This window comes from Mycobacterium sp. (genome assembly GCF_004298145.1).
In the GTDB taxonomy this organism is placed as follows: Bacteria; Actinomycetota; Actinomycetes; order Mycobacteriales; family Mycobacteriaceae; genus Mycobacterium.
The window spans coordinates 14,673-31,256 of record NZ_SCRH01000025.1 but is presented as its reverse complement, the minus strand read 5'-3'; the positions used below and the strand labels follow the sequence as shown (position 1 = coordinate 31,256).

Annotated in this window: 16 protein-coding genes; 3 read left to right on the top strand and 13 right to left on the bottom strand. The window is 68.5% G+C overall.

Annotated elements, in window-relative coordinates:
- Nucleotide 1 precedes the first annotated feature (1 nt).
- Entirely contained in the window at nucleotides 2–382 is a 381-nt protein-coding gene (locus EPN51_RS09125) for a hypothetical protein (protein ID WP_293040662.1), read from the bottom strand.
- 198 nt (nucleotides 383–580) lie between these two features.
- On the opposite strand from EPN51_RS09125, the gene EPN51_RS09120 reads away from it, so the two are divergent.
- Nucleotides 581–1,321: a PadR family transcriptional regulator gene (locus EPN51_RS09120; protein ID WP_293040659.1), complete on the top strand. Its 741-nt coding sequence runs from the start codon at nucleotides 581–583 to the stop codon at nucleotides 1,319–1,321.
- 24 nt (nucleotides 1,322–1,345) lie between these two features.
- Here EPN51_RS09120 and glpK read toward each other — a convergent pair whose 3' ends face one another.
- The gene (gene glpK / locus EPN51_RS09115; protein ID WP_293041069.1) at nucleotides 1,346–2,812 is read right to left on the bottom strand and encodes a glycerol kinase GlpK; all 1,467 of its coding nucleotides are present in this window, start codon (nucleotides 2,810–2,812) and stop codon (nucleotides 1,346–1,348) included.
- 204 nt (nucleotides 2,813–3,016) lie between these two features.
- Between glpK and EPN51_RS09110 the strand changes: the two genes are divergently transcribed.
- Nucleotides 3,017–4,504 carry a glutamate--cysteine ligase gene (locus EPN51_RS09110; protein ID WP_293040656.1) on the top strand — a complete coding sequence of 496 codons (1,488 nt, stop codon included), beginning with the start codon at nucleotides 3,017–3,019 and terminating at the stop codon, nucleotides 4,502–4,504.
- Between the two features lie 20 nt (nucleotides 4,505–4,524).
- Complete coding sequence (locus tag EPN51_RS09105; protein ID WP_293040653.1) at nucleotides 4,525–5,193, top strand: class I SAM-dependent methyltransferase; 669 nt, start codon at nucleotides 4,525–4,527, stop codon at nucleotides 5,191–5,193.
- Here the strand turns inward: EPN51_RS09105 and egtE are convergent.
- The 11 genes from egtE to EPN51_RS09050 all read right to left on the bottom strand — a co-directional run bounded on the left by egtE (nucleotide 5,190) and on the right by EPN51_RS09050 (nucleotide 16,366).
- Complete coding sequence (gene egtE, locus EPN51_RS09100) at nucleotides 5,190–6,350, bottom strand: ergothioneine biosynthesis PLP-dependent enzyme EgtE (protein WP_293040650.1); 1,161 nt, start codon at nucleotides 6,348–6,350, stop codon at nucleotides 5,190–5,192. The two genes, EPN51_RS09105 and egtE, sit on opposite strands and share 4 nt — an antisense overlap.
- Nucleotides 6,347–7,312 carry an L-histidine N(alpha)-methyltransferase gene (gene egtD, locus EPN51_RS09095; protein WP_293040647.1) on the bottom strand — a complete coding sequence of 322 codons (966 nt, stop codon included), beginning with the start codon at nucleotides 7,310–7,312 and terminating at the stop codon, nucleotides 6,347–6,349. Before egtD ends, egtE begins: the two co-directional genes overlap by 4 nt.
- Nucleotides 7,312–8,022: an ergothioneine biosynthesis protein EgtC gene (gene egtC, locus EPN51_RS09090; RefSeq protein WP_293040644.1), complete on the bottom strand. Its 711-nt coding sequence runs from the start codon at nucleotides 8,020–8,022 to the stop codon at nucleotides 7,312–7,314. Before egtC ends, egtD begins: the two co-directional genes overlap by 1 nt.
- Nucleotides 8,022–9,314 carry an ergothioneine biosynthesis protein EgtB gene (gene egtB / locus EPN51_RS09085; RefSeq protein WP_293041066.1) on the bottom strand — a complete coding sequence of 431 codons (1,293 nt, stop codon included), beginning with the start codon at nucleotides 9,312–9,314 and terminating at the stop codon, nucleotides 8,022–8,024. Before egtB ends, egtC begins: the two co-directional genes overlap by 1 nt.
- Nucleotides 9,315–9,382: 68 nt before the next feature.
- Nucleotides 9,383–10,693, bottom strand: coding sequence for an ergothioneine biosynthesis glutamate--cysteine ligase EgtA (gene egtA / locus EPN51_RS09080; RefSeq protein WP_293040641.1), 1,311 nt, complete (start codon nucleotides 10,691–10,693; stop codon nucleotides 9,383–9,385).
- Between the two features lie 181 nt (nucleotides 10,694–10,874).
- Nucleotides 10,875–11,537 carry a sensor domain-containing protein gene (locus EPN51_RS09075; RefSeq protein ID WP_293040638.1) on the bottom strand — a complete coding sequence of 221 codons (663 nt, stop codon included), beginning with the start codon at nucleotides 11,535–11,537 and terminating at the stop codon, nucleotides 10,875–10,877.
- Nucleotides 11,538–11,568: 31 nt separating this feature from the next.
- Nucleotides 11,569–12,099, bottom strand: coding sequence for a hypothetical protein (locus tag EPN51_RS09070; RefSeq protein WP_293040635.1), 531 nt, complete (start codon nucleotides 12,097–12,099; stop codon nucleotides 11,569–11,571).
- 142 nt (nucleotides 12,100–12,241) lie between these two features.
- Nucleotides 12,242–12,685, bottom strand: coding sequence for a hypothetical protein (locus tag EPN51_RS09065; protein WP_293040633.1), 444 nt, complete (start codon nucleotides 12,683–12,685; stop codon nucleotides 12,242–12,244).
- 194 nt (nucleotides 12,686–12,879) lie between these two features.
- Nucleotides 12,880–14,046, bottom strand: coding sequence for a DUF4185 domain-containing protein (locus EPN51_RS09060; protein WP_293040630.1), 1,167 nt, complete (start codon nucleotides 14,044–14,046; stop codon nucleotides 12,880–12,882).
- Nucleotides 14,047–14,053: 7 nt separating this feature from the next.
- Nucleotides 14,054–15,100: an aspartate-semialdehyde dehydrogenase gene (locus tag EPN51_RS09055; RefSeq protein ID WP_293040628.1), complete on the bottom strand. Its 1,047-nt coding sequence runs from the start codon at nucleotides 15,098–15,100 to the stop codon at nucleotides 14,054–14,056.
- Complete coding sequence (locus tag EPN51_RS09050; RefSeq protein WP_293040625.1) at nucleotides 15,101–16,366, bottom strand: aspartate kinase; 1,266 nt, start codon at nucleotides 16,364–16,366, stop codon at nucleotides 15,101–15,103.
- Between the last annotated feature and the right edge of the window lie 218 nt (nucleotides 16,367–16,584).

The following is a 16,584-nucleotide window of genomic DNA, read 5'->3' as shown; positions in this document are numbered from 1 at the left end:
GCTAGCCGGCGACGCTCGCGGCCATGAGGACGACGTCGGCAATCAGCAGCGCCCATCCGAAAAGCGGGACCGCGATGCCGGCGCGGTATTTGGCGGTGAAAAACGAGATGACGATGACGACGACCGCGACCGCGGGTGCCCCGTAGAACGCGACGCCGAAATCGATCCCGCCGTGGCCCAGGTTGGGACAGCTGCGGTCACTGCAGCCGGCGGTGCCCATCACGGCACCGAGCGCGAAAAGCATGACGATCGCGGCGGCGGGCACCGTCGCCAGCGCCAACCCCCAGTTGACCCACGGCCGCGTGTTCCGGCGCGGGCCACCATCGGGGCTCCCGAACGGGGCGGCACCCCTATCGACCGTCACGTCGTTGTCAGGGTCCATCCCTCAGTTCCTACCCGCCGTCTGCCCTACGCAAACCGCCGCACCGCGCCGAGCGGTTGGGTGGGGTCAGAGTTTCCGCAGGTCAGCGATCTATGCGATATTTCTCAACATATCTCGTTGCATCGCGTTAGTTCACGATATATCGTGATATTCCGGAGCGTACGAACGGTGCGCATCCCACGAACGTAAGGACAGAAAATGAGCAACCCATTCACTCCCCCCGAGGGACCATTCGCCGGCCGGCCCGGTTTCGGATTCGGCCTTGGCCCCGGCCCCGTTGACCGGCGCGCCCTGCACGAGGCACGACGCCAGGCCCGCCGGGATTTCCGCGAACATCTGCGCGACCACGCCGGTGGCGGCCACGAAGGCCCGTCGGGCTTCGGTCCCGGGTTCGGGCCGGGCTTCGGGCCTGGCTTCGGCTTCGGCCCCGGGTTCGGCCCGGGCTTCGGCTTCGGTCCCGGTGGTCGGCGCGGCGGCTGGCGCCGCGGTGGAGGCCCGGGCCGCGGCAGGCGCGGTGACGTGCGAGCGGCCATCCTGACGCTGCTGGCCGAGCGGCCGATGCACGGCTACGAGATGATTCAGCAGATCGCCGAACGCAGCGACGGGCTGTGGAAGCCGAGCCCCGGCTCGGTGTACCCGACCCTGCAGCTGCTCGACGACGAAGGCCTGATCACCGCGAGCGAAACCTCCGGCAGCAAGAAGCTTTTCGAGCTGACCGACGAGGGCCGCGGGGCGGCCGAGAAGATCGAGACCCCGCCGTGGGACGAGATCACCGAAGGCGCCGATCCGGGCCACCTGAACCTCAGGGCGGCCGTGGGCCAGTTGTTCGGTGCCGTCGGGCAGTCCGCCCATACCGTTTCCGCCGAGCAGCAGCAGCGCATCATCGACATTCTCAACAACGCGCGCCGCGAGATCTACGGCATTCTCGGCGAAGACTGATTTCGCCATTAGCCGCAGGTCACTTCAGGTTATGGGGACCCAATCCAAGGTCCGCTGCACGGCTTTGCGCCAGCCCGCATAACCCGCGGCGCGCTGCTCGTCGTTCCAGACCGGTGTCCAACGCTTGCCCTCTTGCCAGTTGGCACGCAGGTCAGCGGGATCGGCCCAGAACCCCGCGGCCAGACCCGCCGCGTACGCGGCGCCCAGCGCGGTCGTCTCGGCGACCACCGGCCGGACCACGTCCACGCCCAGCACGTCAGCCTGGATCTGCATGCACAGGTCGTTGCCGGTGATACCGCCGTCGACCTTCAAAACATCAAGGCGCACACCGGAATCCGCTGCCATCGCGTCCACCACGTCGCGACTCTGGTAGCAGATCGCCTCCAGGGTGGCCCGCGCCAGGTGCGCGTTGGTGTTGAACCGGGACAGCCCGACGATCGCGCCGCGCGCATCGGCTCGCCAGTAGGGCGCGAACAACCCGGAGAACGCCGGGACGAAATAGACCCCGCCGTTGTCGTCGACCTGGCGCGCCAGCGATTCGCTTTGCGCGGCCCCGCTGATGATGCCCAGCTGATCGCGCAGCCACTGCACGGCCGCACCGGTCACCGCGATCGAACCCTCAAGCGCGTAAACGGGTTTGGCGTCCCCGAACTGGTAGCAGACGGTGGTCAGCAGCCCGTTCTCGGAGCGCACGATCGTCTCACCGGTGTTGAGCAGCAGGAAGTTTCCGGTGCCGTAGGTGTTTTTGGCCTCCCCCTCGGCCAGACACACCTGGCCCACCATCGCCGCATGCTGGTCACCGAGCACGCCGGTGATCGCTATCTCTCCCCCCGCAGGGCCGGTGGGGACCGTCACACCGTAGGGCTGCCGCGACGACGACGGCCCGATCTTGGGCAGCATCGCGCGGGGGATGGAGAAGAACGACAGCAGCTCGTCGTCCCAGTCGAGGGTCTGCAGGTTCATCAGCATGGTCCGGCTGGCGTTGGTCACGTCGGTAACGTGCACGCCACCCCGCGGTCCTCCGGTCAGATTCCACAACACCCAGGTGTCGGCGGTGCCGAACAGCGCGTCGCCACGCTCGGCGGCGGCGCGCACCCCGTCGACGTTCTCCAAAATCCATTGCAGTTTTGCGCCGGAGAAGTACGTCGCCGGGGGCAGCCCCGCCTTGCGGCGGATCACCTGGCCCCGGCCGTCGTGTTCGGCCGCCGACGCGATCCGGTCGGTACGGGTGTCCTGCCAGACGATCGCATTGTAATAGGGCCGCCCGGTTTTGCGGTTCCAGACCAGTGTCGTCTCGCGCTGATTTGTGATGCCAAGCGCGGCAATGTTTTTCGACGTCAGATTGGCGCGGTTGAGCACCGACGTGAGCACCGAGGAGGTCCGCTCCCAGATCTCGACCGGGTCGTGCTCGACCCAGCCCGGCCGGGGCAGGATCTGTTCGTGCTCGAGTTGGTGGCGGGCCACTTCGGCACCCTCGTGATCGAAGATCATGCAGCGGGTGCTGGTGGTTCCCTGGTCGATGGCGGCGATAAATTCGGCGCACTCCGCGAACTCGGCCAACTGCTCTCCTCCACCCGTGAGCTCTGACACTTTTACGGCAAAAGTCCATCATGGTCTACCCGCCCCGCGCGCGCGGCCGCAACCGTGACGCTGGAGAGCTTGCGTTACGGGCGGTAACCCTGTTGCATCTGCGTTGTGGGCGAAGAGGTCAAGCGCACCACGTACGACGGCGCACATCGCCGGGAATACCGGCGCAAGGTTCAGCTGTGTCTGAACGTGTTCGAGACGATGCTCGCCCAGTCGTGCTTCGATTCGGAACAGTCGCTCACCGGCATGGAGATCGAGTGCAACCTGGTCGACGCCGACTACCAGCCGGCCATGACCAACCGCCACGTCCTGGACGCCATCGGAGATCCGGCATACCAGACCGAATTAGGCGCCTACAACATTGAATTCAATGTTCCGCCGCACGCACTGCCCGGACACACCGGCCTGGATCTCGAGGCCGAGGTGCGGGCCAGCCTGAACGACGCCGAGATCAAGGCCGGCGCCGCCGACGGTGCGCACATCGTCATGATCGGCATCCTGCCCACGCTGATGCCCGAACACCTGGACCACGACTGGATGAGCGAGTCGACGCGCTACGCCGCCCTCAACGACTCGATCTTCACCGCCCGTGGCGAAGACCTTCCCATCGACATTTCCGGGCCCGAACCGCTGACCTGGCACGCCGCGACGATCGCACCCGAATCCGCCTGCACCAGCATGCAATTGCACCTGCAGCTGGCCCCGGAGACGTTCGCCGCCAACTGGAACGCCGCGCAAATCATGGCCGGCCCGCAGCTGGCACTGGGCGCCAACTCGCCCTACTTCTTCTCCCACCAGCTCTGGGCGGAAACCCGCATCGAGCTGTTCACGCAGTCCACCGATACCAGGCCGGAGGAGCTGAAAACCCAAGGCGTGCGGCCGCGAGTGTGGTTCGGCGAACGGTGGATCACTTCGGTCCTCGACTTGTATCACGAGAACATCCGCTACTTCGGATCCCTGTTACCCGAGGTGTCCGAGGAAGACCCGGTCGCCGAGCTGGCCGCCGGACGCACCCCACAACTGTCCGAACTGCGTCTGCACAACGGCACCGTGTACCGCTGGAACCGTCCGGTGTACGACGTGGTCGACGGGCGCCCACATCTGCGGCTGGAGAACCGGGTGTTACCGGCCGGTCCGACAGTCGTTGACATGCTGGCGAATTCGTCCTTCTTCTACGGCACGCTGCGCAGCTTGTCCGAAGCGGACAAGCCGTTGTGGGCCGGCATGGATTTCTCGGTGGCCGAGGCCAACTTTTTGGCCGCGGCCCGCTACGGCATCGACGCCCGGCTGCACTGGCCCGGCGTGGGCTCCGGGATGAGGGAGGTGACGGCGCGCGAACTGGTGCTGGACACGTTGCTGCCGATCGCCGACGAGGGATTGCGGCGCTGGGGCGTCGATGCCGAGGTGCGCGACCGCTTCCTGGGGGTCATCGAGGGCCGCGCCCGCGCGGGCCGCAACGGCGCCAGCTGGCAGGTTTCCACCGTGCGGGCTCTGCAAGACGGCGGCATGAGCCGGCCCGCAGCGCTGGCCGAGATGCTGCGCCGCTACTGCGAGCACATGCATGCCAACGAGCCGGTGCACACCTGGGAGTCCTGACGGCGGGTACGTTGGAAACCATGACGCCTGATCAAATTGTGGACTGGGACAGCGCATATCGCGAGCAGGGCGAGTTCGAGGGTCCGCCGCCATGGAATATCGGTGAGCCACAGCCGGAGCTGGCCGCACTGATCGCGGCCGGCAGGTTCCGCAGCGACGTGCTGGATGCGGGCTGCGGTGTCGCCGAGCTGTCACTGACGCTGGCCGCCCAGGGTTACACCGTGGTCGGTATCGACCTCACCCCCACCGCGATCGCGACGGCCACCGCAGCGGCGGCCGATCGCGGCCTGACCACGGCCAGCTTCGTGCAGGGCGACATCACGTCGCTGCGCGGCTATGACGGGCGGTTCTCCACCGTTGTCGACAGCACGCTGTTTCATTCGCTGCCGGTGGAGGGCCGCGACGGCTACCTGAGCGCGATACATCGCGCGGCGGCCCCGGGTGCCGGGTACTTCGTGTTGGTCTTCGCCAAGGGCGCCTTCCCCGGGGAGTGGGAAACCAAGCCCAACGAAGTCGACGAGGACGAGCTGCGCGCCGCGGTGGGCAAGTACTGGGAGATCGACGAGGTCCGGCCGGCCTACATCCACGCGAACATCCCGCCCATCCCCGACGGTCCGCAACACGATCGCGACGAGAAGGGCAGGATGAAGATGCCGGCCTACCTGCTGACCGCGCACAAGGCGAGCTAGCCGGTCGCGGTCGCCGCCGTCGCGGCGATGAGCGCCTCGGCGAAGGTCTCCAGGTCGTCGGCTGTGGTGTCCAGGTGCGGTGAGATCCGCAGCAGTGGCTGCGACAGCTCCAGCGGCGCCCGCTGCACGCCGACGAACGTGGTCAGGATCCGTCGTTCGGCGAGCAGCCAGGCCCGCACCGCCTGCGCGTCGGCGCCGTCGGTCGGGGCCAAAGTCGTGATGGCGCTGGGTTCTTCGACTTCCTCGATCACCACCCACCCGGCCACGTCGGCCAGTACCGTTCGGCTCAGGCCGCCGAGCTCGGCCAGACGTGCACAGACGGCCGCCGGCCCGTACGCCAGGTGCTCCCCCAGCGCCAGCGAAAACCCCACGCGCGCAGCGACATTGGCTTCGCCGAATTCAAGCTGCTGGGCCACCGTCGACGCCCCCGATGCCCACGGTGGCGCCGGCAGCCTCGGGTGCAGGCCTTCCATCAGGTCCCGGCGCACCGCGAGCGCCCCGACACCGCGCGGCCCGGCGATCCACTTGCGCGACGAGGAATAGGTGGCATCGGCCCCGGCCGCGCAGTCCACCTGGCCCAGCGCCTGCGCCGCGTCGACGACCAGCGGCAGCCCGAGCTCGCGGCAGAGTTGGGCGATCATCGAAACCGGTTGCACCACACCGCTATGGCTGGCCACCGCGGTCAGGTGCACCAGGTCCGGCGGGTCGGTGTCGAGGGCCAGCGCGGCGTCGTCAAGCGCGACCCGGCCGTCGTCCAGGGTCGGCAGCAGCCGGCGGTCGAATCCGTGGGCGGCCAGCATGGCCAGGTTGGGGCCGTATTCGCCGGGCAGGCACGCCACCGTCCTTCGGTCCGCCGCTGCGGCCGGCCAACTGCCCAGCAACAGGTCCAGGGCATTGAGCGAGCCGGTGGTGAAGACCACCTCGGCGTCGGTCATCCCGGTCAGCGCGGCGAACGCGGCACGTCCGGCGTCGAGCACCGGGGTGGCCGCCTCGGCCGCGACATACCCGCCGAGTTCGGACTCGTTGCGAGCATGCTGCGCGGTGGCCTCGATCACCGCGAGGCTCTGCCGCGAACAGGCGGCGCTGTCCAGGTGCAGGCCGGCCGCCGGGGGCCGGGCCGACCGCCACTGGTCGGCCAGCGATCCGCCGACGGTCACTTCACGGCCAACGACAACCCGAAGTCACCTGCGCCGTCGGTCCACCATCGCGTGCGGCGCAATCCGACAGCGGCCAATTCGGCAGTCACCTTCTGTGCGTGGAACTTGCACGACACCTCGGTGAGCATCTCCTCACCGGCCTCGAAGTCCGCGGTCAGCCCGAGCGCACCGACGTGCACCCGCTGGCGACGGTCGGCCCGCAACCACATCTCGATGCGTTCCTCCGACGCGTTCCACCGCGCCACGTGCTCGAAGGAATCGACGTCGAAATCCGCGTCCAATTCCCGGTTTACCACGGCGAGCACGTTGCGGTTGAACGCCGCCGTCACCCCGGCGGTGTCGTCGTAGGCGCGCACCAGCCGCTCGGTATCCTTAACCAAGTCGGTACCCAGCAGCAGGCTGTCGCCGGGTCTCATCTGGGCGGACAGCGCGGTGAGGAAGTCCGTCCGCGGTCCGGGCGTGAGGTTGCCGATCGTCGAGCCCAAGAACACGAACAGCCGTCGCCCGCCCACCGGGATCTCGGTCAGGTGTTCTTCGAAATCGCCACAGACGGCTTTAATCTCGACCCCCGAGTATTCCTGCTGAATGGCCGTGGCCGCCGTCGACAGGATGCTGGCGTCGACGTCGAACGGGACGAACCGGCGCAGCGAACCCCGTTGACGCAGGGCGTCGAGCAGCACCCGCGTCTTCTCCGATGTCCCGCTGCCCAATTCCACCAGGGTGTCGGCGTCGCTGGTCGACGCGATTTCGGCCGCCCGCGCACGCAGGATCTCCGCCTCGGCGCGGGTCGGGTAGTACTCGGGCAACCGGGTGATCTGGTCGAACAGGTCGCTGCCCACGGCATCATAGAACCACTTGGGCGGCAACGACTTCGGCGTCCTTTGTAGACCGTCGAACACGTCGCGGCGTAACGCGTGGTACGCAGAGTCGGCGGCGAGGTGGTTGGACAGCGACAGCGTCATCAAGGCCCTTTCGGATGATCCAGCGGCGTCAGCGTGACACCGTCGGCGGTCACTTCGACGAGGTGGCGGTCCGGCACGTCCTCCCAGTCGGAGTCGTTGTCATAGGGTTCACTGGCCAACACCACGCCGTCGGCACGACGCAAGATGGACAGCGTGTCACCCCAGGCCGTCGCCAGCATACGAGATCCGTTGGCGGCCAATATGTTCAGCCGGGCACCAGGGTCGGCTGCCGCGATCTCGGCGATCGTGTCGCCCAGCGCGTCGAGGCCGCGCTCGAAGATGGTGGCCGCCAGTACGGCGCTGTCGCAGACCGATTCGGCCCGTGACGTCGCCGGCAACACGGCCCGCTCCACAACTCCGTTGTGCGACAACAACCACTGCCCGTCGGTGAACGGCGCCGTCGCACTGATTTCGATCGGCATGCCCACGGTCGCCGAGCGCACCGCGGCGACCACGCAGTGGCTGCGCAGCGCCGGCGCGACGGACTCGAACGATACGTCACCCCAGAGCGGCGCCCGGCTCCGCCACCGGCGCGGTACCGCGCCATCGGGGGAGGCATCGAAAAACCCGACGCCCCAACCGTCCGCGTTGAGCAGGCAGTGTTTTTGTCGGCGCGGCGCATAGGACTGCACCCGCAGGCCGAACGGCGGGTCGAGCACCAGCGAGGAGACCGTGACGTCGACCCCGAGCCACCCCAGGTGCCGGCACATCAGGCGCGGTCCCCGGCATCGGAAACGTCCCACGCCAACCGGACACCGGAGAAGATCTGGCGCCGGTAGGGGTGATCCCAATTGCGGAAACTCGGCCGCAGGATGCCCGGCTCCACGGCCCACGATCCGCCGCGCAACACCCGGTAATCACCATCGAAGAACGGTTGCGAATAGCGCTCGTAGAGCATCGGGACGAAGCCCGGCCAGGGCCGCAGCGGGGAGGCCGTCCACTCCCAGACATCGCCGAGCATCTGCTCGGCCCCGCACGCCGAAGCGCCGGCGGGGTAGGCGCCGACGGGCGCCGGCCGCAACGCGGTGCCGCCCAGGTTGGCCAGCGCCTCGCACGGCTCCTGAGCGCCCCAGGGATATGCGCGCCGGGTGCCGGCGGACGGGTCCCACGCGCAGGCCTTCTCCCACTCCATCTCCGTGGGCAGTCTCGCGCCGGCCCAGGCCGCGTACGCCTCGGCCTCGAAATAGCTGACGTGCTGGACGGGTTCGTCGGCGGGGATGTCTTCGACATGGCCGAATCGGGTGCGGGTGGCGCCGTCGGAATTCCAGAACTTTGGCGCGGTCAGGCCGGCGGCGTGGCGATGCTGCCAGCCGCGCTCCGACCACCACCGCGGCTGGTCGTAGCCGCCGTCGTCGACGAAGTGCTGCCATTCGCCGTTGGTGACCGGAACCCGGCCGATCCGGAACGCGGGCAGATCGACGACGTGACCCGGGCGTTCATTGTCCAGCGAGAAGGGTTCGCTCGCGGGGTCCACGCCGAGCGTAAATTCACCGCCGGGCACCAGCACCGAGGTGCCGGCCAGCCCCGGCCGGGCGGGTGGCAGCACCGAAACGTCCCGCAGTAGCGGTGCGCCGCTGCGCAGATTCAACGCCTGCAGCATGGTTTCGTCGTGCTGGTTTTCGTGGCTGACCACCATCGCGTACGCGAAGGCCGCCTCGTCTCCGGCGGGGTCGTCGGGCAACGCGTCCAGGGCATCGAGCGTGGCGGACCGCACGGTCCGGCAGTAGACCCGCGCTTCGTCCGGTGACAGCAGCGGCAGGTCGACGCGGCTGGCGCGGGAGTGCACGAAGGCGTCGTAGAGCCCCTCGACGGCCGGCGACAACATCGAAGGCCGGGCGGGATCGCCGCCCCGCAACAGCCAGAGCTCTTCCTGCTGGCCGATATGCGCCAGATCCCACACCAACGGGCTCATCAGCGGGTCGTACTGCCGGCATAGTTCGGCATCGTCGAAGTCGACCAGCCGCAACGTCCGCGTCCGCGTCCGCGCCAACTGGTCGGCAATCCCCTCCCGGCATAACGACCGCAAGCGCGGCGCAGCCGGGCGCAGCGGGTCGGAATCATCAGGAGTAGTCACAGTCCCCCTTGCGCCGATCGCGCCAGCCTCGAAACCTCAGCGGCGACGCCATGCTCGATCACCTGGTCGGCGAAATCGTCGCCCGGACACCGGCCCTGTTCGACGAGGCGGACCAATCGCTGCATCGCGTCGCCGAGTTCGGCCGGCGCCTTCTCGGCGGCGATGGCGACGCACGCATTGGCGGCCGCGTGAAGCCGCCGGTCACGCAGCCCCAGCCGCGCCGCGACGTCCCAGGCGGTGGCCACCGGTTCGACCGCCTCGGCCGCGGTGTCGGCGGCGACCGGGTCATCGAGCAGGGCCACCAGGGTGAACACGACGGCGGGCCACAACGCGTCCGGGACGGTGTCCAGATAACGGATCTCCAGCCACTGCCGGGGCCGGACCGGCGGGAACAAGGTGGTCAGGTGGTATTCCAGGTCGGCGACACTGGGGCGGCGATCACCGAGCAACACCCGGCCGTCGACCCAGTCGGCAAACGGCACCCAATGCGTGACCGCCTCGGCGTCCGGGGTGTGCACCAGCATCACCGGAGCCTTGAGCGCGTAGCGCGCCCAGTCGGTGCCCGGGTCGTCGCCGCTGGCACCCAGGATGGGGCCGCAGCGCGCCGAATCCATCTGCCCCCACACCCGCTGCCGGCTGGACACCCAGCCGGTGAAGTCGCCGTGCAGCATCGGCGAGTTGGCTGTGATCGCAATCATGGTGGGCCCCAAGGCATGCGCCAGCCGCACCCGCGCCGCCCAGTCTTCGCGCGGCCCGGCGTCCACGTTGACCTGAATCGACGCGGTGGACGTCATCATCGCCGCGCCCGCCTCCCCGGAGTGGCTGGTGGCGAAGAACTGTTCCATGGCGCGGTACCGGGAGCCGGGGTTGATGCGCTTGGGCGGTCGCAGCGGGTCAGCGCCGAGGAAGACCAGGCCCAGCCCGGCCTCGGCGAACGCCGGCTGCAGCACGGCCTGGTCCCGCCGCATCGCGTCGATCGCGGGTAGCACGCCGTCGGCCGGCGGGCCGGAAAGTTCGACGGCGCCCCCCGGTTCCACGGTGATCCTGCTGCCGCCCGGTAGGGCGGGCAGCGCGTCGAGCACCGCGGCGATTTCGTCCCAGCCGGGTCTGCGCTGCGGGTCGGCCGGGTCGTGGCAATGGGCCTCAAGTTCCAGACCCACCCGCCGCAGCGGGGCGCCCACCAGACAGCCGTCGGCGATGTATTGCGCGACGGCCGCCGAGTCGGTCAGTTCGGCGATCTTCAGCTCCGGGGCAGGGCCGGCACCGGTCAACCGCGAGTCCGCCGCAGTGCTCGGCGCGAACGTCATATCACGATCCCTTCGGGCCCGACCCAGGCTCAACATGCACCTGCGGACCGCTTCCCTGCGCAGCTAATCGAACGATATCCAGCACTACTTCGTCTGAGTGCTTCATCTATCAGACGCCCCCGACATATTCCCTTTCCCCGGGTAGTGGGCGGACGGCAAAGACGGATACCCAATCGCTCGACTATTGACCCAGCGCGTTCTGCATCGCCCCGGCCAGCACATTCACGGCGGGCCCGGCGTTGCCGGACTGACACACTTTCGCCTGCAGCAACACGTTTTCACGCAGCCTGGTTTGATCGAAGCAACGCCGATCGGAGCCCGCCTCCTGCTTCGCCCAACTCTCGTCGGCCGGACCGGCCGGCCCGCCGTCGAACGACCACACCTGCGTGCTGCCGTTGTCCAGGTGTATCGCGGTCGTCTGCCCCGAACATCCGACCGTTCGATCCACCACCCGATGAAATGCCCCCGCCGCGGCGTCGTTGGTGGCGAACACCCCGACCGCCTGCTTGACCAGATGCGTCTGATCGGTCGCCGACGTCTGGGTGACGGCTCCGTTGAACGACGCCAGGTCGGGGTCGTCGTACACCTCGGGCAGGCCGATGTCCGCCCAGTTGTTGCACTCCGGGAGTTCCACCCAGCCGCCTTGCACCGGCCGGGTGAACACCGCCTCCCACCCCATGGGTCCGCCGACGATGTTGCCGACCGACCCCTTGCCGAGGACGGCGTAGTTCACCACGCCCGGCTCCGACGGGTGCGCGGCCGCGACCGGGGGCGCGATCGTGCCCGCCCACGCGAAGCCGATGGTCAGGACGGCGCGGTAAACCTGCGTGACCCGCATGGTCATGCAGCGATCATGCCAGGCGCCCCGGCGTGACCTAAGGGCGCGGCGCGGGCGTGCTGGGGGCGGGGCTGACGGCTGTCGGCTGACCGGGGCCGCTGACACCGGGGCCAGAGACCGGACCGCCGGGGCCGCCCGGACCACCGGGGGGCATCGGAACGATCAATCCGGGACCACCGGGCGCGGGTCCCCACGGCCCATTGTCGGGTCCAGGACCACCGGGACCGCCGTACCACGGGCCGGGACCGCCGGGGCCGCCGTATTGCCAGGGTCCGTAGCCCGGGCCGGGGCCGCCGTACTGCCAGGGTCCGTTGCCGGGTCCGGGGCCGCCGGGTCCGCCCGGGCGGAACATGCCGTGGTGATGGTGGCAGTAGTAGTGGTGCTTCCACACGAAGGCGCTGACGAAGAACACCGACGAAATGATGAACACGATGCCCGCGACGATCACCACCCAGGCCGCCGCCATGTAGAGCCGCGGCGGCTTCGCCCGCTGTGGGGGTGGCGGCGGTGGCGGAGTGACTGGGGCGGCTGGCGTCGGCTCGGCTTGCGGTTCGGGTGTGTCGCTCATGCCATGCCATATTGCCCCGCACGCCATGTCCTTAACAGGCCCCGGCGACAAAATTGCTGTGAATCGAGACGCGGCGGTTATCGGGAAAGACAGGTGGCCCGGCGCTCCAGGAGTGCGCCGGGCCACTCGTGGGTAGTGGGTTCTAGTTGGTCAGCACGATGATGCTCGGGGCCTGCCCGGGCGCTGCGTGCGAGGCCGCCGCCGAGTGGACGACCGACGCGGGGAGTTGGCCCGGGGCCATGCCGCTGGGCCGCGCGGGCGACGGAGTCGCAGGCGCGGTGGTGGCGCCCGGGGCGTTCGGTCCGCCCGGGGCGACGTCACCCGTTCCGCCGGGCCCACCGGGGCCGCGGTGATGCATCATCGCGGGGTGGTGGTGCTTGTGGTGGTGGCCGTGATGGCCGCCGCGGTGGCCAAGGATGAAGCCGGTGAAGAAGATGACCGCGACGATGAACACGATCCCCGCGACGATCGCGACCCATGCGGCGACTTGGAAGACCCGTGGGGCCCGGTAGGCCGCTGCCGTTGCCGCGGCCGGAGCAGTTGCGGTGGAAGTGCGCGCAGTGGGGGTTTCAGATGTTTCACTCATGAGACAAATGATGAAGGCGTTAACAATGGTTGGCGCTATGCGCTGCGTATGTAGCAGCTGTGAACTAAAGCCGCCGCTCAGCGGGTGAAAAGCCCGCGGCGATACCGGTCCGGCCGCGCCCCGTTATCAGCCGCTCGGGTTTGAACGGGGGTGGCCGTCTCGGATCCATTGCGGACGGAGGACGCACAGCGAAATTAAGGCTCCGAGTCGGGCTTGAACGGGTTGACCGCGAACTGGATGACCCGATACGGTGCGGCCACCCGCGCGCGAGTGTCCCACTGGCTCACGAAGATTCGCAGCTCGTCAATCGTGGAGCCGGGCGAGATGTAGCCGCCATACGGTTGCGCGAGCCGGTTGTCGTAGGGCGGCGGAAGGCTTTCCGCGGGGTCCGGCCACTCGTCGTGCTGCACGACGGTGGTGACCGGCGCGTCACCCAGCGACGTCGGGTCGTCGGCCACCCGGACCTCCATGTTGCCCGTGACGGCATTGAAGTAGGACAGCACGGCTTTGCCGTCGATCTGCCGGACGCACATCTCGCCCACTGCGTCCGGCCACAGCGGCGTCGGAGGCTTGCCCCAGCCCCCTTGCGGGCCGGCCGCCCAGCCCTGCCACCGGGACCGGTCGGTGAACGTTTGCGGTGTGGCGCGGTACAGGACGACCGGGTCTCGACGGGTGAAACTGTCGGCCGCGATGTACACCCACCCGCTGGGCGAATCCGGGGTCGGGATCGGGTCGTAATATCCGCTGATCTGCGTCTGCGAGCCGCCTTGATACGAGGCCGGCCGCTTGGAGCCCGGAATCGTCGGCCAGCCCCCGCGTGCCGGTTCGGCGGTCACCAGCCGGGAGCTCTGCGGCTCCAGGTCCTTCGTCGTCGTCACCATCAGGTAGTTGCGCCGGTTGATCTGCACCACTCCGGCGGGCAGCTGCGAGGCGTCCGGCGGGGTGGGGTCGGCCAGCAGCGGATTGCTGATCCCGGTGACACCGGTGTAGCGCACCCCGGCGGGGTCATCGATGGACGCGGTGTCGACGTGCAGCGCCACCGGTGCATACCAGCCGCCGAAGCCGACGCCTTGACCGGCGAAGCTGTCGCCGCAGACCTGCAGCAGTTCGGTGGGGAATTCCACGAATTCACAGAGATCGGTCGCGCCGATGCCGTAATCCCCTGTCGGAGTGCCGGTTCCGGCGGTCGGACCGATCCGCAACACCTCACCGGGCGCCAGCGGCTGCAGGATCGGCTCGGGAGCCGGGGCCGGCGGATCGGCGCGCGCGATGCTCCAAACCCATTGTGGCACAACCAGACACACTGCCGACACGGCGAACAGAGAGCACCGTATGACCAGGCGAGTGTGGGTGGTGCTCACCCGCGGGTCACAGCTGGGCGGCCAGCAGCTCGGCGATCTGGATGGTGTTCAGCGCCGCCCCCTTGCGCAGATTGTCTCCCGAGACGAACAGGGCCAGGCCGCGCCCGTCGGGCACCCCCGGGTCGTGCCGGATCCGGCCGACCAGGGATTCGTCGGCGCCGGCGGCCGCCAACGGGGTCGGCACGTCGACCACCTTGACGCCCGGCGCGCCGGCGAGCAGCTCGCGGGCACGCTCGGGCGACAGCGGCCGGGCGAATTCGGCGTTGATCGACAGCGAGTGCCCGGTGAACACCGGCACCCGCACGCACGTGCCGCTCACCGCCAGGTCGGGGATGCCGAGGATCTTGCGGCTCTCATGGCGCAGCTTCTGGTCCTCGTCGGTCTCGCCGGAGCCGTCGTCCACCAGCGATCCGGCCAGCGGCACCACGTTGAAGGCGATCGGCGCCACATAGGTCTTGGGCGCCGGGAACTGCGCCGCGCTGCCGTCCTGTACCAGCTGCTCCACACCGTCGATGACGGCGCGCGCCTGCGTGGACAACTCCTCCACCCCGGCGACCCCGCTGCCCGATACCGCCTGATAGCTCGACACCACCAGGCGGACCAGACCGGCCTCCTCGTGCAGCACCTTGAGCACCGGCATCGCGGCCATGGTGGTGCAGTTCGGGTTGGCGATGATGCCCTTGGGACGCTGGTGCGCGTCCCGCTCGAAGTTCACCTCGGACACCACCAGCGGCACGTCGGGGTCCTTGCGCCAGGCCGACGAGTTGTCGATCACCGTCACCCCGGCGGCGGCGAAGCGCGGCGCCTGCACCAGCGACATCGTCTTACCGGCCGAGAACAACGCGATGTCGAGGCCCGCCGGGTCGGCCGTCGCGGCGTCTTCGACTTCGATCTCCTGGCCGCGGAAGGTCAGCTTGCGGCCCTGCGAGCGCGACGACGCGAAGAACCGCACCGAGGTCGCCGGGAAATCCCGCTCGTCGAGCAACCTGCGCATCACCTGGCCGACCTGGCCGGTAGCGCCTACCACCCCTATTGACACCCGATGGGCAACCATTTATCTACCCGTCCCCGCATACACCGTCGCCGACTCCTCGCCGCCGAGCCCGAACGCCTCGTGCAACGCCACGACGGCCTTATCTAGTTCGGTGTCGCGGCACAGCACCGAGATGCGGATCTCGGAGGTGGAGATCAGCTCGATGTTGACGCCCACCTCGGCCAGGGACTCACAGAAGGTGGCGGTGACCCCGGGATGGCTGCGCATGCCGGCCCCGATCAGCGACACCTTGCCGATGTGGTCGTCGTAGAGCAATTGGCTGAACCCGATCTCGTCCTTGAGCGCGTCGAGCTTGGCCACCGCGGTGGGGCCGCTGTCACGCGAGCAGGTGAAGGTGATGTCGGTCTTGCCGTCCTCGACCTTGGAGACGTTCTGCAACACCATGTCGATGTTCACGTCGGCATCGGCGAGCGCCCGGAAGACGCGAGCCGCATATCCGGGGATGTCGGGGATGCCGACGACGGTCACCTTGGCCTCGCTGCGGTCGTGCGCGACTCCGGTCAGGATGGGGTCTTCCATGGCTATGTCCTTGATCGATCCGACGACGAGGGTGCCTGGGTTTTCCGAATACGAGGATCGGACATGCACCGGAATGTTGTAGCGGCGTGCGTATTCCACGCAGCGCAGCATCAAAACCTTGGCGCCGCAAGCCGCCATCTCGAGCATTTCTTCGAAGGTCACCGTGTCCAGCTTGCGGGCGTTGTGCACGATCCTCGGGTCGGCGCTGAAGATGCCGTCGACGTCGGTGTAGATCTCGCACACGTCGGCGCGCAGCGCCGAGGCCAGCGCCACCGCGGTGGTGTCCGAGCCGCCGCGCCCCAGGGTGGTGACGTCCCGGGTGTCCTGGCTGACGCCTTGGAAGCCGGCCACCAACACGATGCGTCCCTCGTCGAGCGCGGTCTGCAGCCGTCCGGGCGTGACCTCGATGATTTTGGCGTTGCCGTGGGTGCCGGTGGTGATGACGCCGGCCTGCGAACCGGTGAACGAGCGCGCCTGCGCACCCAGCGATTCGATCGCCATCGCCACCAACGCGTTGGAGATGCGCTCACCGGCGGTCAACAGCATGTCGAGTTCGCGCGGCGGCGGGGCCGGACACACCTGTTGGGCCAGATCCATCAGGTCGTCGGTGGTGTCGCCCATGGCGGAAACGACCACGACGACGTCGTTCCCTTGCTTCTTGGTCGCGACGATGCGCTCGGCCACGCGCCGGATCCGATCGGCGTTGGCCACCGAGGATCCGCCGTACTTCTGCACGACGAGCGCCACGTTTCTTCCTGCCTCTCCGGCCCTGGGCATTGAAATTTCGGGGATAAAGTCCACAACAGAATACGTGCCGGCCCATGGTGATTTACGTCGCGATACTCGGCACCCCGGCCTGCGGTTTCAACGGGATCCCGGCGCAATTTTCACCACGGCACTAATCGCGGTAAAGTTCAGGGCGTGCAGCGGGTGCTCCTCCTCGGACGCCGCGACGGGGTCTGATC

Excerpts from the sequence above, each read along its gene's own strand:
- EPN51_RS09125 (WP_293040662.1), bottom strand. The coding sequence starts at position 382 with ATGGACCCTGACAACGACGTGACGGTCGATAGGGGTGCCGCCCCGTTC.
- EPN51_RS09120 (WP_293040659.1), top strand. The coding sequence starts at position 581 with ATGAGCAACCCATTCACTCCCCCCGAGGGACCATTCGCCGGCCGGCCC.
- glpK (WP_293041069.1), bottom strand. The coding sequence starts at position 2,812 with ATGATCTTCGATCACGAGGGTGCCGAAGTGGCCCGCCACCAACTCGAG.
- EPN51_RS09105 (WP_293040653.1), top strand. The coding sequence starts at position 4,525 with ATGACGCCTGATCAAATTGTGGACTGGGACAGCGCATATCGCGAGCAG.
- egtD (WP_293040647.1), bottom strand. The coding sequence starts at position 7,312 with ATGACGCTGTCGCTGTCCAACCACCTCGCCGCCGACTCTGCGTACCAC.
- egtC (WP_293040644.1), bottom strand. The coding sequence starts at position 8,022 with ATGTGCCGGCACCTGGGGTGGCTCGGGGTCGACGTCACGGTCTCCTCG.
- egtA (WP_293040641.1), bottom strand. The coding sequence starts at position 10,693 with ATGACGTTCGCGCCGAGCACTGCGGCGGACTCGCGGTTGACCGGTGCC.
- EPN51_RS09075 (WP_293040638.1), bottom strand. The coding sequence starts at position 11,537 with ATGACCATGCGGGTCACGCAGGTTTACCGCGCCGTCCTGACCATCGGC.
- EPN51_RS09070 (WP_293040635.1), bottom strand. The coding sequence starts at position 12,099 with ATGAGCGACACACCCGAACCGCAAGCCGAGCCGACGCCAGCCGCCCCA.
- EPN51_RS09065 (WP_293040633.1), bottom strand. The coding sequence starts at position 12,685 with ATGAGTGAAACATCTGAAACCCCCACTGCGCGCACTTCCACCGCAACT.
- EPN51_RS09055 (WP_293040628.1), bottom strand. The coding sequence starts at position 15,100 with ATGGTTGCCCATCGGGTGTCAATAGGGGTGGTAGGCGCTACCGGCCAG.